The organism is Pseudomonas sp. SIMBA_067 (genome assembly GCF_046534675.1).
GTDB classification, from domain to species: Bacteria; Pseudomonadota; Gammaproteobacteria; order Pseudomonadales; family Pseudomonadaceae; genus Aquipseudomonas; species Aquipseudomonas putida.
Genome location: NZ_JAWRYH010001387.1, coordinates 1 through 234 on the forward strand (window position 1 = coordinate 1; position 234 = coordinate 234).

Sequence of the window (234 nt, forward strand, 5' to 3'; positions counted from 1 at the left end):
GGATCGATGCGGGTGTTCATGGGCGTTCTCCTTTCAGGCGCTCAGGGCCAGGTAACGGTTCTTGATGCTCGGGTCCTCACGGAACTGCGCCGCGCTGCCCTGGTAAGCGACCCGGCCCTGCTCCAGCACGTAATGGCGGTCGGCAAGGGCATCGCAGACCATCAGGTTCTGTTCCACCAGCAGGATCGACAGGCCCTCGTCCTTGATGCGCCGCAAGATCTTCACCAGCTCGTC

General features: G+C 62.8%; 1 pseudogene. It reads right to left on the reverse strand.

The annotated features are described in order from the left end of the window. Positions 1–33 precede the first annotated feature (33 nt). A pseudogene (locus SB765_RS33920) lies at positions 34–234 on the reverse strand (ABC transporter ATP-binding protein); the annotation flags it as partial.